This window comes from Citrobacter sp. Cf136 (genome assembly GCF_030333815.1).
Taxonomy (GTDB): domain Bacteria; phylum Pseudomonadota; class Gammaproteobacteria; order Enterobacterales; family Enterobacteriaceae; genus Citrobacter; species Citrobacter freundii.
Window position 1 is genome coordinate 57,132 of sequence record NZ_JAOWFE010000037.1, and the last position, 16,740, is coordinate 73,871.

18 protein-coding genes are annotated in these 16,740 nt (G+C 50.5%); 15 read left to right on the forward strand and 3 right to left on the reverse strand.

Annotated elements, in window-relative coordinates; translation table 11 throughout:
* The first annotated feature begins 6 nt into the window (after nt 1–6).
* From OGV98_RS14145 to OGV98_RS14160, 4 genes are all read left to right on the forward strand, one after another.
* Nucleotides 7–309: a rod-binding protein gene (locus OGV98_RS14145; RefSeq protein WP_029139422.1), complete on the forward strand. Its 303-nt coding sequence runs from the start codon at nt 7–9 to the stop codon at nt 307–309.
* 98 nt (nt 310–407) lie between these two features.
* A complete protein-coding gene (gene flgK / locus OGV98_RS14150; protein WP_046669755.1) occupies nt 408–1,784 on the forward strand; it encodes a flagellar hook-associated protein FlgK in 1,377 nt (458 codons plus the stop codon).
* A gap of 17 nt (nt 1,785–1,801) precedes the next feature.
* A complete protein-coding gene (flgL, locus tag OGV98_RS14155; protein WP_003843804.1) occupies nt 1,802–2,731 on the forward strand; it encodes a flagellar hook-associated protein FlgL in 930 nt (309 codons plus the stop codon).
* Nucleotides 2,732–2,756: 25 nt separating this feature from the next.
* A complete protein-coding gene (locus OGV98_RS14160) occupies nt 2,757–3,758 on the forward strand; it encodes a flagellar hook-associated protein (RefSeq protein WP_202580752.1) in 1,002 nt (333 codons plus the stop codon).
* Here the strand turns inward: OGV98_RS14160 and OGV98_RS14165 are convergent.
* Together OGV98_RS14165 and OGV98_RS14170 are read right to left on the reverse strand one after the other, a co-directional pair.
* Nucleotides 3,755–4,234: a hypothetical protein gene (locus tag OGV98_RS14165; RefSeq protein ID WP_057101172.1), complete on the reverse strand. Its 480-nt coding sequence runs from the start codon at nt 4,232–4,234 to the stop codon at nt 3,755–3,757. The two genes, OGV98_RS14160 and OGV98_RS14165, sit on opposite strands and share 4 nt — an antisense overlap.
* Complete coding sequence (locus tag OGV98_RS14170) at nt 4,212–5,162, reverse strand: transcriptional regulator (protein ID WP_202580751.1); 951 nt, start codon at nt 5,160–5,162, stop codon at nt 4,212–4,214. The genes OGV98_RS14165 and OGV98_RS14170 overlap by 23 nt, the downstream gene beginning before the upstream one ends.
* A gap of 553 nt (nt 5,163–5,715) precedes the next feature.
* On the opposite strand from OGV98_RS14170, the gene lafA reads away from it, so the two are divergent.
* The 11 genes from lafA to dinB all read left to right on the forward strand — a co-directional run bounded on the left by lafA (nt 5,716) and on the right by dinB (nt 14,966).
* The gene (lafA, locus tag OGV98_RS14175; RefSeq protein WP_003843798.1) at nt 5,716–6,618 is read left to right on the forward strand and encodes a lateral flagellin LafA; all 903 of its coding nucleotides are present in this window, start codon (nt 5,716–5,718) and stop codon (nt 6,616–6,618) included.
* Nucleotides 6,619–6,818: 200 nt separating this feature from the next.
* Nucleotides 6,819–8,120, forward strand: coding sequence for a flagellar filament capping protein FliD (fliD, locus tag OGV98_RS14180; protein ID WP_003843796.1), 1,302 nt, complete (start codon nt 6,819–6,821; stop codon nt 8,118–8,120).
* A 33-nt stretch (nt 8,121–8,153) separates the two neighbouring features.
* Nucleotides 8,154–8,546 (forward strand): flagellar export chaperone FliS, encoded by a 393-nt coding sequence (fliS, locus tag OGV98_RS14185; protein ID WP_003843794.1) that lies wholly within the window; start codon nt 8,154–8,156, stop codon nt 8,544–8,546.
* A 4-nt stretch (nt 8,547–8,550) separates the two neighbouring features.
* Nucleotides 8,551–8,868 (forward strand): hypothetical protein, encoded by a 318-nt coding sequence (locus OGV98_RS14190; RefSeq protein ID WP_003843792.1) that lies wholly within the window; start codon nt 8,551–8,553, stop codon nt 8,866–8,868.
* Nucleotides 8,865–10,037, forward strand: a complete 1,173-nt coding sequence (locus OGV98_RS14195; RefSeq protein ID WP_121539760.1) for a flagellar hook-length control protein FliK — start codon at nt 8,865–8,867, stop codon at nt 10,035–10,037. The genes OGV98_RS14190 and OGV98_RS14195 overlap by 4 nt, the downstream gene beginning before the upstream one ends.
* Before the next feature lie 7 nt (nt 10,038–10,044).
* Nucleotides 10,045–10,515: a flagellar basal body-associated FliL family protein gene (locus OGV98_RS14200; RefSeq protein ID WP_003843790.1), complete on the forward strand. Its 471-nt coding sequence runs from the start codon at nt 10,045–10,047 to the stop codon at nt 10,513–10,515.
* A gap of 20 nt (nt 10,516–10,535) precedes the next feature.
* Complete coding sequence (locus OGV98_RS14205; protein ID WP_016149617.1) at nt 10,536–11,252, forward strand: FliA/WhiG family RNA polymerase sigma factor; 717 nt, start codon at nt 10,536–10,538, stop codon at nt 11,250–11,252.
* A gap of 29 nt (nt 11,253–11,281) precedes the next feature.
* Nucleotides 11,282–12,145, forward strand: coding sequence for a flagellar motor stator protein MotA (gene motA, locus OGV98_RS14210; RefSeq protein ID WP_003843786.1), 864 nt, complete (start codon nt 11,282–11,284; stop codon nt 12,143–12,145).
* Between the two features lie 2 nt (nt 12,146–12,147).
* Complete coding sequence (lafU, locus tag OGV98_RS14215) at nt 12,148–13,146, forward strand: putative lateral flagellar export/assembly protein LafU (protein ID WP_202580750.1); 999 nt, start codon at nt 12,148–12,150, stop codon at nt 13,144–13,146.
* 56 nt (nt 13,147–13,202) lie between these two features.
* Nucleotides 13,203–13,844 carry a hypothetical protein gene (locus OGV98_RS14220; protein ID WP_003838789.1) on the forward strand — a complete coding sequence of 214 codons (642 nt, stop codon included), beginning with the start codon at nt 13,203–13,205 and terminating at the stop codon, nt 13,842–13,844.
* 66 nt (nt 13,845–13,910) lie between these two features.
* The gene (gene dinB, locus OGV98_RS14225) at nt 13,911–14,966 is read left to right on the forward strand and encodes a DNA polymerase IV (RefSeq protein WP_003031382.1); all 1,056 of its coding nucleotides are present in this window, start codon (nt 13,911–13,913) and stop codon (nt 14,964–14,966) included.
* 100 nt (nt 14,967–15,066) lie between these two features.
* On the opposite strand, the gene pepD is transcribed toward dinB, so the two are convergent.
* The gene (gene pepD, locus OGV98_RS14230) at nt 15,067–16,524 is read right to left on the reverse strand and encodes a cytosol nonspecific dipeptidase (protein WP_044714353.1); all 1,458 of its coding nucleotides are present in this window, start codon (nt 16,522–16,524) and stop codon (nt 15,067–15,069) included.
* Nucleotides 16,525–16,740: the final 216 nt, after the last annotated feature.

A 16,740-nucleotide genomic window follows, 5' to 3' on the forward strand; every position in this document is an offset into this window, starting at 1 on the left:
GCCGACATCAAAGTGAATCATAGCGGGGGCATTGACGGCAGCGATGCGTTAATGGGCCCGAAAATTAAAGATAACGATTTACAGAAAGCCGCTCAGCAGTTTGAAGCCATTTTCTTACGCAACATGCTGAAAGAGATGCGTAAAACCAATGAGATCTTCGACTCAAAAGACAACCCGTTTAACAGCGACTCGGTACGCATGATGCAGGGATTTTATGACGATCAGCTGTGCAACAGTCTTGCCCAACAACACGGCATTGGCATTGCGGCGATGATCGTCAAACAACTCTCCCCTCATCACAAAGGATAAAGGTTGCGCGGCGGCTTAAGAACTGTGGTTTTTTCGCCGCTCTTAATCGGCAAGGTTGTTAACGACAGACCGGGTGACTGACCGGCGAGGACTCTTTGATGGACATGATTAATATTGGCTACAGCGGCGCATCGACGGCGCAGGTGGAGCTTAATGTAACCGCGCAAAACACGGCTAACGCCATGACCGACGGTTATACCCGGCAGGTTGCCATCACCAGTACCATTGGCGCCAGCTCCGGTTCAGCCAACAGCGCAGGTAACGGTGTGCAGGTGGACAGTATTCGCCGCGTTTCTAACCAGTATCAGGTGAACCAGGTGTGGTATGCCGCCAGTGATTACGGCTATTACAACACCCAGCAGGAGTATTTAACGCAACTGGAAACCGTGCTCAGCGACGATAACAGTAGCCTGAGCGGCGGTTTTGACAACTTTTTTGCCGCGCTAAACGAAGCTACCACCAGCCCGGATGATTCCGCCCTGCGTGAACAGGTGATCAGCGAGTCCGGCGCGCTGGCGCTGCGTGTGGATAACACGCTGGACTACATCGACTCGCAAAGCAGTGAGATCGTCAGCCAGGAGCAGGCGATGGTGGCGCAGGTGAACACCCTGACTACCGGTATTGCCAGTTATAACCAGCAAATTGCGGAAGCTGAAGCCAACGGCGATAACGCCTCGGCGCTGTACGATGCTCGCGATCAGATGGTGGAGCAACTGAGCGGCATCATGGACGTGCAGGTCAATATTGATGATGAAGGTAACTACAACGTTACGCTGCAAAACGGTCAACCGTTGGTCAGCGGGCAGGAGAGTTCCACCATCGAACTGGATACCAACGCCGACGGCACGCAGAGCATGTCGCTGACATTTGCCGGAACTACGTCATCGATGAACACCGATACCGGCGGCTCGCTGGGGGCGCTGTTTGATTATCAGAATCAGGTGCTGACGCCGCTGACAGGGACGATTAACAGCATGGCGGAGCAATTTGCCGATGCGGTTAACACCCAACTGGCGCAGGGCTACGACCTGAACGGAAATCCCGGCGAACCGCTGTTTATTTATGATGAAAATTCATCTGACGGCCCGCTGGAGGTGAACCCTGATATCACCGCCGACGAGCTGGCGTTTTCCAGTTCGCCGGATGAAAGCGGTAACAGCGATAACCTGCAGGCGCTGATCAATATTTCTACCGAACCGTTGGATATAGAGGGGCTTGGTAGCGTAACCGTGGGTGAAGCCTGTTCGTCGATCATCAGTAATATTGGTATCTACAGCCAGCAGAACCAGACCGAAGCGGAAGCGGCGGCCAACGTCTACTCCGAAGCGCAGAACCAGCAGAGCAGCGTCAGCGGCGTCAGCATGGATGAAGAAGCGGTGAACCTCATTACCTACCAGCAAATTTACGAGGCCAACCTCAAAGTTATCTCAACGGGCGCAGATATTTTCGATTCTGTGCTGGAAATGTGTAGCTAACCTGGAGAGGAATGAATATGCGTGTATCTACTCAGCAATCTTATGTGTCCATGACGCAGAGTTTTAACGATCTCTCCAGCGATCTGTCCCATGTCGTTGAGCAAATGGCGACCGGGAAAAGTATTCTGCTGCCGTCTGACGATCCGATCGCGGCGACCCGTATTACGCAACTTAACCGCCAGCAATCGGCCCTCGACCAGTATCAGAGCAATATTGACTCCGCGACGGCGGGCATGAGTCAGCAGGAGTCGATCCTTGATGGCGTGAATAACGATCTGTTGGCGATTCGCGACGATCTGCTGGAAGCGGCGAACGGCACCAATACCGCCGATTCGTTAGCCAGCCTGGGGCAAGATATTCAGTCGATGACCGAAGCGATGGTCTCGGCATTAAATTACCAGGATGAAGACGGGCACTATGTGTTTGGCGGCACGGTCAACGATCGGCCGCCGATTGTCGCCGTGGACGACGACGGTGATGGCGTCACCGACAGCTATACCTACCAGGGGAACGGCGATCATCGCCAGACCACGGTTTCCAATGGCGTGGAAGTCGATACCAACGTGGCGGTCAGTGATTTCTTCGGCGATAGCCTGGACGTGCTGAACACCCTGACGTCGCTGTCGAAAGAGCTACAGGATCCGTCGGTTGACCCAGCCGACCCGCAGGTGCAAAGCGATATTGAAAATGCCATCAATACGGTGGATGACGCTTCCGACTCGCTCAATGCTTCTATTGCCACCATCGGTGAAACGCAAAATACGATGAGTATGCTGAGCGGCGCGCAAACGGATATCGCCACCTCTAACGATCAGCTGATTGGTCAACTGAGCGATCTGGATTACGGCCCGGCTTCCATAACCTTTACCGGTCTGGAAATGGCGATGGAAGCCACTTTAAAAACCTACTCCAAAGTGAGTGAGTTGAACCTTTTCAGTGTGATTTAACAGCGAGCAGTAGCCCAGGAATAGTATGCAGGTCGGTTTAAATACAACATCACTCTCCGGTAGCGGAGCGCTTAATCCTTCTGTACAACAGCATAGCGTTGCGCAGAATGTCCCTGTCCGTCAAAAGTTACCCGCAACGGCGAGTGATTACCCGGCCTCACCGCTTATTACCACCCGGCCTCAGCGCTACAGTGTGCAGCTCAACGATCAGCTCACCACGCTGCAGCAGGCCGATCACTACCTGGGGCAACTGGAACAGCATTTGCTGGATTATCGCCATGCCTCGCGCCGTGGCGGGCAGACGCAGCAGCAAAAGGGAGCTGAGCTTACCCAGTGGCTGGATAAACGAACGGCATTATCCGGCGGCGCGGTTGACCGGCAGCTGCGTCCGGTTCTGCAAGGTGAAGCGCGAGTGACCTTTCACTCACCCGAGCTGGCGCAGATGCTGCAAAAAAATGCCATAAGCTCGCGCATGTTTAGTGTCTCTGACGGACGGCAAACGCAGCACTCTGCGGTGGTGGTCGGTGAAGATCTGGATCCCGGTCAGTACAAAATGATGATGAGCAACGCGCTGCGTCGTGTCGGTGTGCAGGTGCATGACCAACAGGGCGCGCTGAGCTTTTCCACCTCGGAAAAGCAGTGGCCGCAGATCCAACAAACCCTGAGCGTACGCGATGTTGACGCTAAGTCATCAACGTTTACTCCGCTCAAGACATTCGTCGATCCCTCGCGTTCAGAAGAGCTGCTGCAACAGCTATCTCAGGGGAGTAACCGCCCTCAGGATGCTTTACAGCAGGCGCTGGATGCGATTGGCGATCAGCGTGCGCAAATGGCCGCCCAACAGGAAAAGGCGCGGCAACTGATTGACGGGATGGCGCGTTTTCCGCAGGCCGAAAGTGCGGTTAAAGCTTCTGAGTCACTCGGTGGAGTACTGGATCATGCTAATCACAATTATCAGGTATTAGCGCAGGCGGTAAATGGACAAGCCCGGCTTTCCAGCCAGACTGTCCGGAGCTTATTAAGCTAATTTATATGGCATGCTTTTGTTGAAAAAGTAAATGTAGCGGGGTCTGTAACTAACAGACCTCCAACATCCTGAGTAAAGAGCAAATTTTGCTGCGGGTTTAAATGAATCCACCACGTATGCAAGTTGTGCTCAGAGACAAACACCCCGAAATTAGCCAGCCGAGAATCGTTTTGATCGGTTTTGGTAGTGCTAAAGTGAAACTCCCCCTGTTTAGATAAACCTGCAGAATGATTTATACACGATGCGATCTTAAACGTTGATGACATTTTGTTATTTTGCTCCAACGGGATGAGAGTGACGGTCATGTTTTTGTTCAGTGGACTCGTAATGAGTTCATAATGTACGTTTTTGCCAGTATTAAGATCGTAATTGGCAATAACCGTATTTTCAATGTGGGCATGCGCGATAAAAGTGAAAAATAGCGTTAAAACAGACAGGCCAGGGAAAAAGAAATTATTTGCATTTTGGTATTTCATTTAACATTTTCTCCACTTCTTTAATTAAAATACCATTCATTTCATTATCTTTATTTAGCCAGTTGTCAAAGCTTAGGGCTAACTGCCATTTGTCATTGCATTGATTGCTAAGCACAATATCAAGGGCAAGTTTGTTCAGTGAGACCCGATAATACAAAGTCATCGAGGTGTCATGGCTTACCAACAGTGGGTTGAGTTGCTCTATACCGGGAAGAATATGCGGTGAAACAAACGATGACGATTTCTTATTCTCTCCTGAGTCGTAAAGTTGATATACGGTAACACGGTTGGCATTTTCAAGCGTCTCTTTAACCAGTTGTGGAGCTTCTTCCATTTTAGTGACAGACGGTGCTTTAAAATAAGAGATTAAAATAAACAACGACAGCGCGATAACGATAACGGGTAAGGTAATCAGAACGGCTCGGTAAGGATGCCGTCTGATGGTCATTTTTCTCTGGTTTCTTGTTAGTAGTTGACTGTTAAGTAAGGGTATTTCCCCATAGGCTGTTGATGGAGATGTTTCATCAAGCACAAGGGTCTCAACAACCTCGGTACGTTTCTCAGTTTCATCAATGGGACAGTCATTCACCACTGGTTCATTATAGTCAATAGTTTCAGTCAGGTAGTTTTTATTAAATAAATACCCTTTTTTGGGGATGGTTTTTATAATTTCCTGCTGCTTGCCGTCATCATCGATAGCAACACGTAGGGCATGAACCGCTGTTGGTAGGCTATTTCCACCGACGATACGATTCTTCCACACTGCGCTCATTAAATACGACCGAGATAAAACCACATCGGCATTTTTCGCTAATGTCTCTAAAAGAATAAAATGGTATTCGCCCAGGCGACGTATCTCGCCTGTTTCACAATGGATTAGCGCGTTAAGCGAGGAATCCATCCGCCAGTTGTTGACTACGATACTCATCGTTTTGTGTACCCGTGCAAGATTTTATATCCCTGGTATCACACCGTTAAAAATCAGTGCATTAAAATTCTGGAAAAATTGAAGTGTCTTTCTGGCTGTGAAGCTGTAGCCGAATCGCTGTTGAGTGTTTTTTATGCTGTTCAAAAAGGATTTGAAATGTAACGAAAGTGTCCGAGACTCACAATATAAAAATACAGGCTATTTGCAACTAAATGTAAGATAAACATTGGGCGTAGCACCTAAAAAGATTTGCAGATAAGTATAATCTTATTTTTATCATAAAGTTAACCTTGAAAGTGTGTAATCAATCAACCCATGATTAGATGTTTCTAATAATCTTTTAATTAAATTATGGGTGAGTTCTTGCTTAAGTGATGCCTTTTAGAGTGCTTAAGCACGGAAAGCTAAAATAGATGGGCGGGATGTTTGTCTCTTTAGCTAATGAAGTTGTGGGCTCATAAAAATTTTTTCCGCAGCGCTTTAAGTTTTCCGAACGGGTGGTCGTTTTTACTGAGTATCGAAACGAAAACGATTATTCCCAAGGAGCAGTACCATGTTATCGATTAATACTAATACCGCATCAATGGCAGCTGTAAACGCTATCAACAAAAGCAGCGCATCTCTGTCTACTTCGATGGAACGTCTGGCGACAGGTAACCGCATTAACTCTTCTGCTGACGATGCTGCAGGCAAACAGATTGCCAGCCGCCTGAGCGCACAATCCGACGGTATGGGCGTTGCACTGAGCAACATTCAGGACGCAACCGCAATGCTGCAGACCGCAGATAGCATGTTTGACGAAATGACCGACGTGCTGGGTCGCATGAAAGACCTGTCCACGCAGGCAGCGAACGGAACCTACAACAGCGACGACCTGCAGGCGATGCAGGATGAATACGACGAACTGGGCCAGCAGATGTCTGACATGCTGCAGAACACCACCTACGGTGGTACTAACCTGTTCGGTACGGCATCTGGCAGTAATACCGGTGTTTCTGGTCTGTTCCAGAGCGCAGTCACCTTCCAGGTGGGTGCTGAGTCTTCTGACACCATGACCGTGGACATCTCCAGCCAGCTGGGTGATCTGGTGAACGATCTGACAGATGTCAGTGCTGCTTTCTCTTCTGATCAGGCTGGTACTGGTGTTTCTGGTGGTACTGAGCTGACCGCTTCTGGTTCTGCTAACGGTATGATCAGCACTATCCAGACCGCAATGGACGATGTGTCCAAGATCCAGTCCAAACTGGGCGCGTCTATCAACCGTCTGAACGACACCGCAAACAACCTGACCAGCATGCAGGACAACACTAACGTAGCGATCGGTAACATTATGGATACCGACTACGCGACGGAAGCCTCCAACATGACGCAACAGCAGGTGCTGATGCAAACTGGCATCACCATGCTGAAGCAGTCCAACAGCATGTCCAGCATGGTGTCCAGCCTGCTGCAGTAATTCTGTTCTGTGGTGAAATTGCGCCATTCACAACACCGCCGACTGGCGGTGTTGTGCTTTCAGCGGCAGAAGGGGAGTCAGGAAGTTTCCTGTCCAACGGAAATTCGATTTCCATGTGCTTAGTAACTAATTGATTTCAAATAAATTAAAAACTGGCATACATTTTGCTTTAACAACGATAACGTCGCACGGAGTTATTCATGATCAACCCAAGAACTATGGCGAAAGCCGCAGCTTATGCCGATATCGCCACGCAGAGCGCCAACCTGCAACAACAGCAGGCAGAGTTGAATGCTGAAAGCAGCGGGCTGGATTCGCTGAGCACGGCATTAACCGATTTCCAGTCGGCTATTGATGCCTTGAACAGTGATACAGACGGTCCACTGACCTTTTCGGCGACATCGAATAACGACTCTGCGACGGTTTCTGCCAACTCGGAAGCTCAGGCGGGAACGTACTCATTTTATGTCAGCAAGTTGGCACAGGGTCAGCAGTCTACGTTCCAGATGACAGACAATTTTTATGAGGCGACCGGTACGTTTGATCTGACCATGGAAGATGGCAGCAGCATGGAGATCGATCTTTCTACGGCCGATAGCGACGGTGATGGCTATATCGATGCCACCGGGCTGGTAGATGCTATCAATAGTAGTGACGACAACCCGGGTGTTTCGGCTGCGCTGGTGAAAACAGATGGCCAGACAACCATTATGCTGACGTCTGACACTACCGGCGCACAAAGTGGTTTCACGGCGACAGTTAATGGCACGGTCATTGCCAGTCCGGAAACTGCGATGACGACTCCACAAGATGCTGTAATTAATCTGGGAGGTAAGGATGGGCCGGCCATCACCAGCAGCAGTAATACCTTCGATGATGTGATTCCCGGTGTGACCATGACCTTTACGGAGGTCAGCGATCCAGACGATACCAGCGATGTCACGACGATTACCGTGGCAGAAGACTCCAGCGCCTCACAGGCAAAAGTACAAACCTTTGTTGATGCCTATAACACCCTTGTCGACACAGTAGATTCATTAACCAGCAATGGCGGTGATGGTTCTAATCCTGGTGTTTTTGCGGGTGACGCCGGGCTCAGTTCATTAACCAACCAACTTGACGATATCGCCCACTCTTACTACGACGGCGTATCGATTGTTGATTATGGCATCTCGCTCGATTCCGACGGCCATTTAGAAATTGACTCCGATAAGTTTAACGAAGCGATGGAAGCGAACCCGGATGGTCTGACGTCAATTTTTGTCGGTGATGACAGCATGGTCGCGCAGATGGATAACCTGATGGACAGCTATCTGGACTCCAGTACCGGCATCATCACTATGCGTGAAGACAACATTGAGGATCAGCAGAGCAAAATCCAGGACGAAAGCGATCAGCTTACTGAAACCTATAACACCAATTACGAACGCTACCTGGAAGAGTACACCAATACGCTGATTGAAACGTACACCATGAAAGTGAGTATGGCCGCGTTTATGTAAGCGACCGGTTTAGTAAAAGAATAGAGAGTCAATATGTACGACACGCAGGATGGTTATTCGCAATACAAAGAGATGGATCTTGCTGCCCGTACGGCAGCTGCATCGCCTTTAGAACTGGTGCTGGTGCTGTTTTCCGGTTTGATGGATGAACTGGAACGCGCCAAAAGCCACATTGAGAACAAACGCTATGAGCGTAAAGCGCAGAGCATTAATAAATGCATCGATATTCTCAACGCCTTAACCAGCTCGCTGGAGTTTGAAACCGGCGGTGAGCTGGTGGTGAATCTCTCCCGACTTTATGACCACTGCGTCTATCGCCTGTATGAAGCCAGTGGTGAATTGTCGTTAGAAAAAATTGATGAAGTGATCCTGATCCTGACGAATCTGCGCACAGGTTGGGAAGGTCTGTCGGCAAAACTGGGGTAAGGCGATGGAAAGAGAGCGCCAGCAACAACAGCTTTATGCCCTGGTAAAAGAGATGAATGACGCCCTCGATCAAAAGCGTTGGCGGCGGCTACCCAGCCTGCATCAGCAGGTAATGCGTGTTTTTCATGAATATGAAGCCTGGGAAACGGATGTCAGCGCGTTGCGCAAGGTTAAAGACAACATGCTTTCGGCATTTGAAGCGCTGATTGCGCGACGAACTCAGCGTGCGGAAGAACTTAAAGCGCGAATGGATAAACATCAGCAAAACCAGGAAGGAATGTTGGCGTATTCAATGGTTAATTTAATTTCGGAGAAGGCATGAATCCTGTATTACTGGCCTCGGTCAGTGCGTCGGCAGAGGCCACACCGGAAAAGGCAACTGTTTCGGCGTCGGCGGCCCCTGCAAGCAGCGGCACATTTTCTTTACCCCAGTCGGGGCTTAACGCCGCGGCTGAGCGGCTGATTGGAGCAAAACTGAGCCATCAGCAGACATCGGCGGCTGCACATAAACCAGACGACGCGAATCCGGCAGCCATGCAGGCATTGCTGGCGATGCTATTGGCGCAACCGACTCAGGCAGCCCCGGCCGATTTACAAAAGCAGCCTGATGGCGACATGTTGAGAATGCTGGCGCAGGTGCAAACCACCCATTCTGGGTCATCACTGTTGCGCCAACTGGCGAGCGCCATGGCCCAGCCGGAAAAAACGTCCACGCCATCTGCTGAGCAGCATACAACTGACTTATCGTCACTGCCGCCTAAGCTGCAAACGTTATTGGCGTCACTCAGCGAGGATTTGCCGCCAGCAACTCCGGATCAACAGGCTAAGCTGGCGACGTTTTCCGCCCAGGATCTGCGTGCGATTGCGCCGGAGCCTGCGTCACTCTCGACCACCCAACAAATTTCTGCTCGGGTGAAAGCAACCCAGAACGCCAGTCCTCGCCCGGTGGTGGAGAGGAAAAACGCTGGAGTGACGGTTAACCCGGCGCTCTCTACGCAAAGTTTGCTCAATACCGCGGCGCAGGGAAATCAGCCGGTGAATCCGCTGATTGACCATAACATCGTGTCGACGCAAGCGTCCTCGCCAGTGACGATGTCAACGGAGGAGCTCGGGGAGAAACTCACCGCGCTGCTTAAAGACAGAATTCAGTTCCAGATTGGTCAGCAACAGCAGGTGTCGACCATTCGTCTTGATCCCCCTTCGCTGGGCAAACTTGAAATTGCCGTGCAACTGGATGCAGGCAAGCTGATGGTTCACATCGGCGCAAATCAGAGCGATGTCTGCCGCTCATTGCAACAATTTAGCGAGAACCTACGCCAGCACCTGACGGCGCAGAACTTCATGGAAGTCAATGTTCAGGTCTCTTCAGAGGGGCAATCGCAGCAGCAAAAACAGCAGTCAGGTCATCAACAGGATGAGGTGACGTCGGCATTAGTGCTCAATGATGAACCTCAATTTCAACGGAATGAATCCGTTCTGATCAAAGTGTAAAAGTAAAATGAAGAAAATTGTTATCGCGTGTGTGATCAGCTCCGTTGTGGCTCTGGGTATTGCGGGGGGCGCAGGATGGGGCATTTATCATTCTATGAATAAGCGAACTACGGCTGCAGCAGAGGTTCCTGCCCATGAAGCGGAAGACAGCCAGGATGAATCCAGCAGTATTTTTGTCTCCCTGCCGGAAACGGTGGTTACGCTGCATGATGATGAAGGGAGCGATCGCTATATGGTCGCTGAGCTGGTAATGGTCGTTGATTCAGAGAAAGATGCTGAAAAAATTAAGAAGGACGAACCGCTCTATCAAAGTATTACCGTAGATGAGCTTTCGAATATGAAATATGAAGATATTCGGGCGCTGAAGATCTCCGATATCAGAAAGAAAGTATTTGAGAATCTGAAAGTCGAATTAGCGAAACGCAAAATGGCGACACCTTATAAGGACATATTGGTGAAAAAAGTCGTGTTCCAATAAGCGACAAGCCAGGAAATAACATGATACAGGATGCTTACGAGTCAGAAGACTTTAATGCGACGCCCGTGCTCACGCCAAAGCAAGAGAGCCATTATTTACAGGCTTATCTACCTTTGGTGCGCAAAGTGGTGCGTCAACTTGCGCCGCAATGTACCTGCGTTATGGACAGGCAGGATATGGAACAAACGGCGCTGATGGGATTGCTGAACGCGATTCGCCGCTACGGTCAGCCAGACGAAGGTTTTGCCGGTTATGCTGTTCACCGCATACGTGGCGCAATTCTGGATGAGCTGCGCAGTCTCGACTGGCGGCCTCGCCAGTTACGGCAAAAATACCATCAGATTAAAGATTTGATTCGTGATGCGCGCACACAGCTTGGGCATGAACCCTCATGGGAGGAGTTGTCCCGGCTGGGATTATCGTCTGAGGATTATCAGGAATATCAACAGTTGGAAGGCGCCGAAACGCTGGCCAGTCTGGATGAATTACTGAATGGCGATATGCCGATTGCACCGCTCGAAGGGCGGGGGCTTGAGGAGCAATTCGTCACCCAGGAAATGTTGAGTTACGCCCTGAGCCAACTCAGCGAAAAAGAGAGCCTCGTGCTCTCAATGTATTACCAACACGATATGAATTTAAAAGAGATCGCGTTGGTATTAGGGCTGACCGAAGCCCGAATTTGTCAAATGAATAAAAAAATCACGCACAAGATTCGTGATTGTTTATATCCAGATTAACAATTCCGAATCAACATGCGGAGGACGTAATGCAAAAGATTTTTGGTTTATTAGTGGTTTTGGGCTGCGTATTTGGCGGCTACTTTGAGGCTGGTGGGCAGTTAATTGCTATTTGGCAGCCAGCAGAAATTATTATTATCGTCGGTGCTGGTCTGGGGGCGATGATTATTGGTAACCCGGTACATGTACTGAAAGAGATCGTCCACCAGATCAAAGGGGTAATCAGTAAAAAGAAAATGGGGCCGGAGTTTCAGCGTCAGCTACTGATGTGCCTGTATGAGCTGCTGGAAATGGTGCAAAACGGCGGTCTGCGTATGCTGGATCAGCATATCGAGCAGCCGGAAGAAAGCACCATTTTCCAGAAATACCCGCTGGTGCTGACTCAGAAGCGACTGGTGACATTTATCGCCGATAACTTCCGTCTAATGGCGATGGGTAAAATCGATGCCCATGAACTGGAAGGGATCCTCGATCAGGAACTGGATACTGCGGAAGAATCTTTGTTAACCCCTTCGCGCTCCTTGCAGCGTACCGCAGAAGCGATGCCTGGATTCGGCATTTGTGCTGCGGTATTGGGCATTATCATCACCATGCAGTCCATCGATGGCTCCATTGCGCTTATCGGTTTGAAAGTGGCCGCGGCGTTGGTGGGGACATTCTTAGGGGTATTCATCTGTTATTGTCTGATGGACCCGCTGGCAAACGCCATGGAACAGCAGGCGCGGGCAGAGCATTCGCTGCTCGAATGCGTACGTACCGTGCTGGTGGCGCAAGCGGGCGGTAAACCGACGCTACTGGCGGTCGATGCTGGCCGTAAGCTTCTCCATCTGGCCTCTAAACCCACTTTCGCCAATCTGGATGCATGGGTTAATGCGATGCTGGAGCAGGAATAAGCATGAGGAAGGGGCCAAATCGTCGCGATCGCGGCGCGAAAACCACCATTATCCGCCGACAAATTAAAAAGCATCATGCAGGTCATCATGGCGGGGCGTGGAAGGTCGCCTTTGCTGACTTTACGCTGGCGATGATGGCGCTGTTTATGACGCTGTGGATTGTGAACAGCGTCAGCAAGGCTGACCGAGAAAATATTGTGGCGGCGCTGCACGGCCAGTCAATCTTTAACGGTGGCGGTATGGCACCTTTAAACAAGCTGGGCAAGCAGCCGATAGCGCCGGGTGCGCAGAAGAAAAACGTCACGCGCAACAAGCTGGATAAAACGGTTACCCCGCAAGAGACGGCGAAGATAACAGAAGATAACGCCAAAAAAGCGCTGGATGTAAATGAAAAAGCGGTGTTGCTGAAGCAAAAATCAGCGCGTGAATTGGGCGAGCTGGCGACCGATATTAACGTCATTGCCCGCAACGCACATATGGAAACCAACCTCGAGATGGAGATTGTTCCTCAGGGGTTGCGCGTACTGATTAAAGATGACCAGAACCGGAATATGTTTGAACGCGGCAGCGCCAAAATTATGCCGTTCTTTAAATCGCTGCTGGTTGAGCTGACCCCCGTGTTTGACTCGCTGGACAACAAGCTCATCATTACCGGACATACGGATGCGATGAGCTATAAGAGCAACATTTACAACAACTGGAATCTCTCCGGCGACCGTGCTTTGTCAGCACGACGCGTGCTGGAAGATGCCGGCATGCCGCAGGATAAAGTCATGCAGGTTAGCGCCATGGCGGACCAAATGCTGCTGGATGCGAAAAACCCGGAAAGCGCAGGCAACCGCCGTATTGAGATCATGGTGTTAACGCAAAGTGCTTCCGATACGCTGTATCAATATTTTGGTCAGCACGGCGAGAAAGTGGTTCAGCCACTGGTTGATAAGCTGGACAAACAAAAGCAGGTGACTTCTTTACGTCAGCCCTCTGCTCCCGTCATTCATTAATTCTGTTTTCCGCCCCCCACGCAACGTGGGGGCAAATTATCCCTCAGGAAGGTAATGTGATAGATGTAACCCATATTATTCCATTGGATATTCATACTGATAACGTCACTGATGGGGCTTGTCAGGGCGCGCATTTCGACCCGGTTTCAGGTATCTGGTACACCGAGCCTCATGTGTTAAATGAGGGGCTTCGTGACTATGTCTACAACACCGACAGTTTTAACATCGTTGCGCCGTACTATCTGGTGATTACCTCGAAGATGCACTGCTGGAGCTGCCACCAGCTCACCCATATTCACGGGGTGATGTTTACCCGCTTTATCAGAAAAGATCAGGATGGCAAAGGCTGGCAATCTATTCGACGGAATACCTTTCTGTTCCACATTAATTCTCTGCCTGAAGAGATACAAAAGAACATCAAAGCCAGCAATTACTATCTGGATAAAAGTAAAACTACCGGACTACGTTACTGGATGAATCATTGTGAAATTTGTGGAGAACGTCTGGGCGACTATGAGCTTTTCTGCGTGGAAAATGATGCATTTCGCCTGATGACCATCGAAAAATTGCTGCGGGCAAAGATTCGCAAAGTGAATAAACTTTTTGTCAGTACGGCGGGTAATCCAGCAGAACATAAGATCACGGACATCGTGCGTTACCTGTGCGATGCACGCTTCGTCATGAATGGTCCGGCGTAAGGCATAAACAGACTTCTCACAATATAAAAATACTGTATACTTAAACAGTGTTGTGGGAGGCGAGCGATGCGCAAAATCATACATGTTGATATGGACTGCTTTTTCGCGGCGGTGGAAATGCGCGACAACCCCGCCTTGCGTGATATTCCCATTGCTATTGGCGGCAGTCGTGAACGTCGGGGAGTCATCAGCACGGCCAATTACCCGGCGCGCAAATTTGGTGTGCGTAGCGCAATGCCGACCGGAATGGCGTTAAAACTGTGCCCCCATCTCACGTTATTACCTGGTCGTTACGAGGCCTATAAAGAAGCCTCCCGCCAGATTCAGGCTATTTTCTCCCGTTATACCTCGCTGATAGAACCGCTTTCGCTGGATGAAGCCTATCTGGATGTGACTGACAGCACTCACTGCCATGGCTCAGCTACGCTGATCGCTCAGGAGATCCGCCAGACAATTTTTACCGAGCTACAGTTAACCGCCTCTGCCGGAATTGCGCCGGTCAAATTTCTGGCAAAAATAGCTTCCGATCTCAACAAACCCAATGGGCAATATGTGATTACCCCTGCCGATGTTCCTGAATTTCTCAGAACATTACCGTTAGGCAAAATTCCCGGCGTTGGCAAAGTCTCTGCCGCTAAGCTGGAAGCGATGGGGTTGCGAACCTGCGAGGATGTTCAGAAATACGACCTGGCCATGTTGCTCAAACGTTTTGGTAAGTTTGGTCGCGTGTTGTGGGAACGCAGCCAGGGCATTGATGAACGCGACGTCAACAATGACAGACTGCGCAAATCAGTCGGCGTCGAGCGTACTTTGGCAGAAGATATTCATGAGTGGGCTGAATGTGAGGAGATTATTGAGCGGCTATATCCCGAACTGGAACGACGTCTGGCCAAGGTAAAACCGGATCTGTTGATCGCCCGGCAGGGAGTAAAACTCAAGTTTAATGATTTTCAGCAAACCACGCAGGAGCACGTCTGGCCGCGCTTAAGTAAAGATGACTTAATTGCGACGGCGCGCAAAACCTGGAATGAACGTCGGGGAGGGCGGGGCGTAAGGCTGGTGGGATTACACGTCACGCTGCTGGATCCACAGCTGGAAAGGCAACTACTGTTGGGGCTGTGATGTTGATGTATTGCCGGATGGCTGCGTAAAAACTATATCCGGCCTACAAATCAGCATGTAGGCCGGATAAGCACAGCGCCATCCGGCGTTTAGCGCAGACTTACTTCGCCGGAATAGACTTCAGCAGTTCAGTCAGCAGCGTCCAGTAATGGCCGACGCTTTCGATATGAACCTGTTCATCCGGGGAGTGTGGACCGGTGATGGTTGGCCCGATGGAAACCATGTCCATATCTGGATACGGTTTCTTGAACAGACCACATTCCAGACCGGCGTGGATGATTTGGATGTTAGGCGTTTTGTTGAACAGACGCTGATAGGTTTCACGAACCAGGTGCATAACCGGAGAGTTGGCATCCGGCTGCCAGCCTGGATATCCGCCTTTTGCCTGGGTTTTCGCGCCAGCCAGTTTACCCAGTGAATCCAGCATGCTCACCACGTAGTCTTTACCGCTGTCGATCAGAGAACGGATGAGGCAGTGAATTTCAACGTTGTCGTCAGTCATGGTTACAACGCCGACGTTCAGGGAAGTTTCTACCACGCCTTTGGCGACGTCGGAGTTGCGGATAACACCGTTCGGGGTGGCGTTTAGCAGACGCACAAAGCTGTCGCGAGACTCAGCGGTCAGCGCGGCTTTGTCTTGAGTAACGGCATCCAGCAGCAGAGCCAGGTTCTTCTCTTTGGCTTCCAGTTCGTTTTTCAGGATTTCCTGATAGGTGGTGACCAGCGCTTTTAACGCATCAACTTTATCTGCAGCCACGGCCAGGGTGGCAAAGGCTTCACGCGGAATTGCGTTACGCAGCGTACCGCCGTTGAAATCAACCAGACGCAGATCCAGCTCTTCAGCGTGGCCCGCCAGGAAGCGTACCAGCAGCTTGTTCGCGTTACCGAGACCCACGTGGATTTCGCCGCCGGAGTGGCCGCCTTTCAGGCCTTTTAACGTCAGCTTAAAGCTCTGAAAGCCAGCAGGGATTGCTTCACGGGACAGCGGCAGGTTAGAGGTAAAGTCGATACCGCCTGCGCAACCCATGTAGATCTCACCTTCTTCTTCTGAGTCGGTGTTGATCAGGATATCTGCCTGCAGCCAGTTAGCCTGCAGACCAAACGCGCCATCCATACCTGCTTCTTCGGTCATGGTCAGCAGCACTTCCAGAGGACCATGTACCACGCTGTCATCAGCCAGAACGGCCAGCGCGGACGCCATACCGATACCGTTATCCGCACCCAGCGTGGTGCCACGGGCTTTTACCCATTCGCCATCAATATAAGGTTGGATAGGATCTTTGGTGAAGTCGTGCACGGTGTCGTTGTTTTTCTGCGGGACCATATCCAGGTGCGCCTGCAGAACGACCGGTTTGCGGTTTTCCATGCCTGCGGTAGCGGGTTTGCGAATCAGGATATTACCGACTTGATCGCGCTCGACGTGGAAACCTTTTTCCTGGGCCCAGCTCAGAATGTGTTCAGCGAGCTGCTCTTCATGATAGGACGGATGAGGAATAGAACAGATTTTGGCAAAAATATCCCATAGCGGTTGCGGGGATAATTGAGACAGTTCAGACACGTTGAGTCTCCTTGGCGATGTCCTACAAAACTTGCTTGCAGGCCACGGGGTTAGCAGAATTAAAAACACCACAAGTCAGGCTTGCGCGATGCGATTGAGAATACCACTTTCTCCGCTGACGGCTAGCATAAAGCATGCAAAAAGAGGCGCGGATTCCGCGAAACACTGGTTTTTAGTGCGTCAGATCTCTATAATCTCGCGCAACCTATTTCCCCC

Coding starts and splice junctions, on each gene's coding strand:
- OGV98_RS14205 (WP_016149617.1), top strand. CDS start 10,536: ATGATACAGGATGCTTACGAGTCAGAAGACTTTAATGCGACGCCCGTG.
- OGV98_RS14170 (WP_202580751.1), bottom strand. CDS start 5,162: ATGAGTATCGTAGTCAACAACTGGCGGATGGATTCCTCGCTTAACGCG.
- OGV98_RS14195 (WP_121539760.1), top strand. CDS start 8,865: ATGAATCCTGTATTACTGGCCTCGGTCAGTGCGTCGGCAGAGGCCACA.
- OGV98_RS14165 (WP_057101172.1), bottom strand. CDS start 4,234: ATGAAATACCAAAATGCAAATAATTTCTTTTTCCCTGGCCTGTCTGTT.
- flgK (WP_046669755.1), top strand. CDS start 408: ATGGACATGATTAATATTGGCTACAGCGGCGCATCGACGGCGCAGGTG.
- lafA (WP_003843798.1), top strand. CDS start 5,716: ATGTTATCGATTAATACTAATACCGCATCAATGGCAGCTGTAAACGCT.
- OGV98_RS14200 (WP_003843790.1), top strand. CDS start 10,045: ATGAAGAAAATTGTTATCGCGTGTGTGATCAGCTCCGTTGTGGCTCTG.
- motA (WP_003843786.1), top strand. CDS start 11,282: ATGCAAAAGATTTTTGGTTTATTAGTGGTTTTGGGCTGCGTATTTGGC.
- fliS (WP_003843794.1), top strand. CDS start 8,154: ATGTACGACACGCAGGATGGTTATTCGCAATACAAAGAGATGGATCTT.
- fliD (WP_003843796.1), top strand. CDS start 6,819: ATGATCAACCCAAGAACTATGGCGAAAGCCGCAGCTTATGCCGATATC.
- dinB (WP_003031382.1), top strand. CDS start 13,911: ATGCGCAAAATCATACATGTTGATATGGACTGCTTTTTCGCGGCGGTG.
- OGV98_RS14190 (WP_003843792.1), top strand. CDS start 8,551: ATGGAAAGAGAGCGCCAGCAACAACAGCTTTATGCCCTGGTAAAAGAG.
- lafU (WP_202580750.1), top strand. CDS start 12,148: ATGAGGAAGGGGCCAAATCGTCGCGATCGCGGCGCGAAAACCACCATT.
- flgL (WP_003843804.1), top strand. CDS start 1,802: ATGCGTGTATCTACTCAGCAATCTTATGTGTCCATGACGCAGAGTTTT.
- OGV98_RS14160 (WP_202580752.1), top strand. CDS start 2,757: ATGCAGGTCGGTTTAAATACAACATCACTCTCCGGTAGCGGAGCGCTT.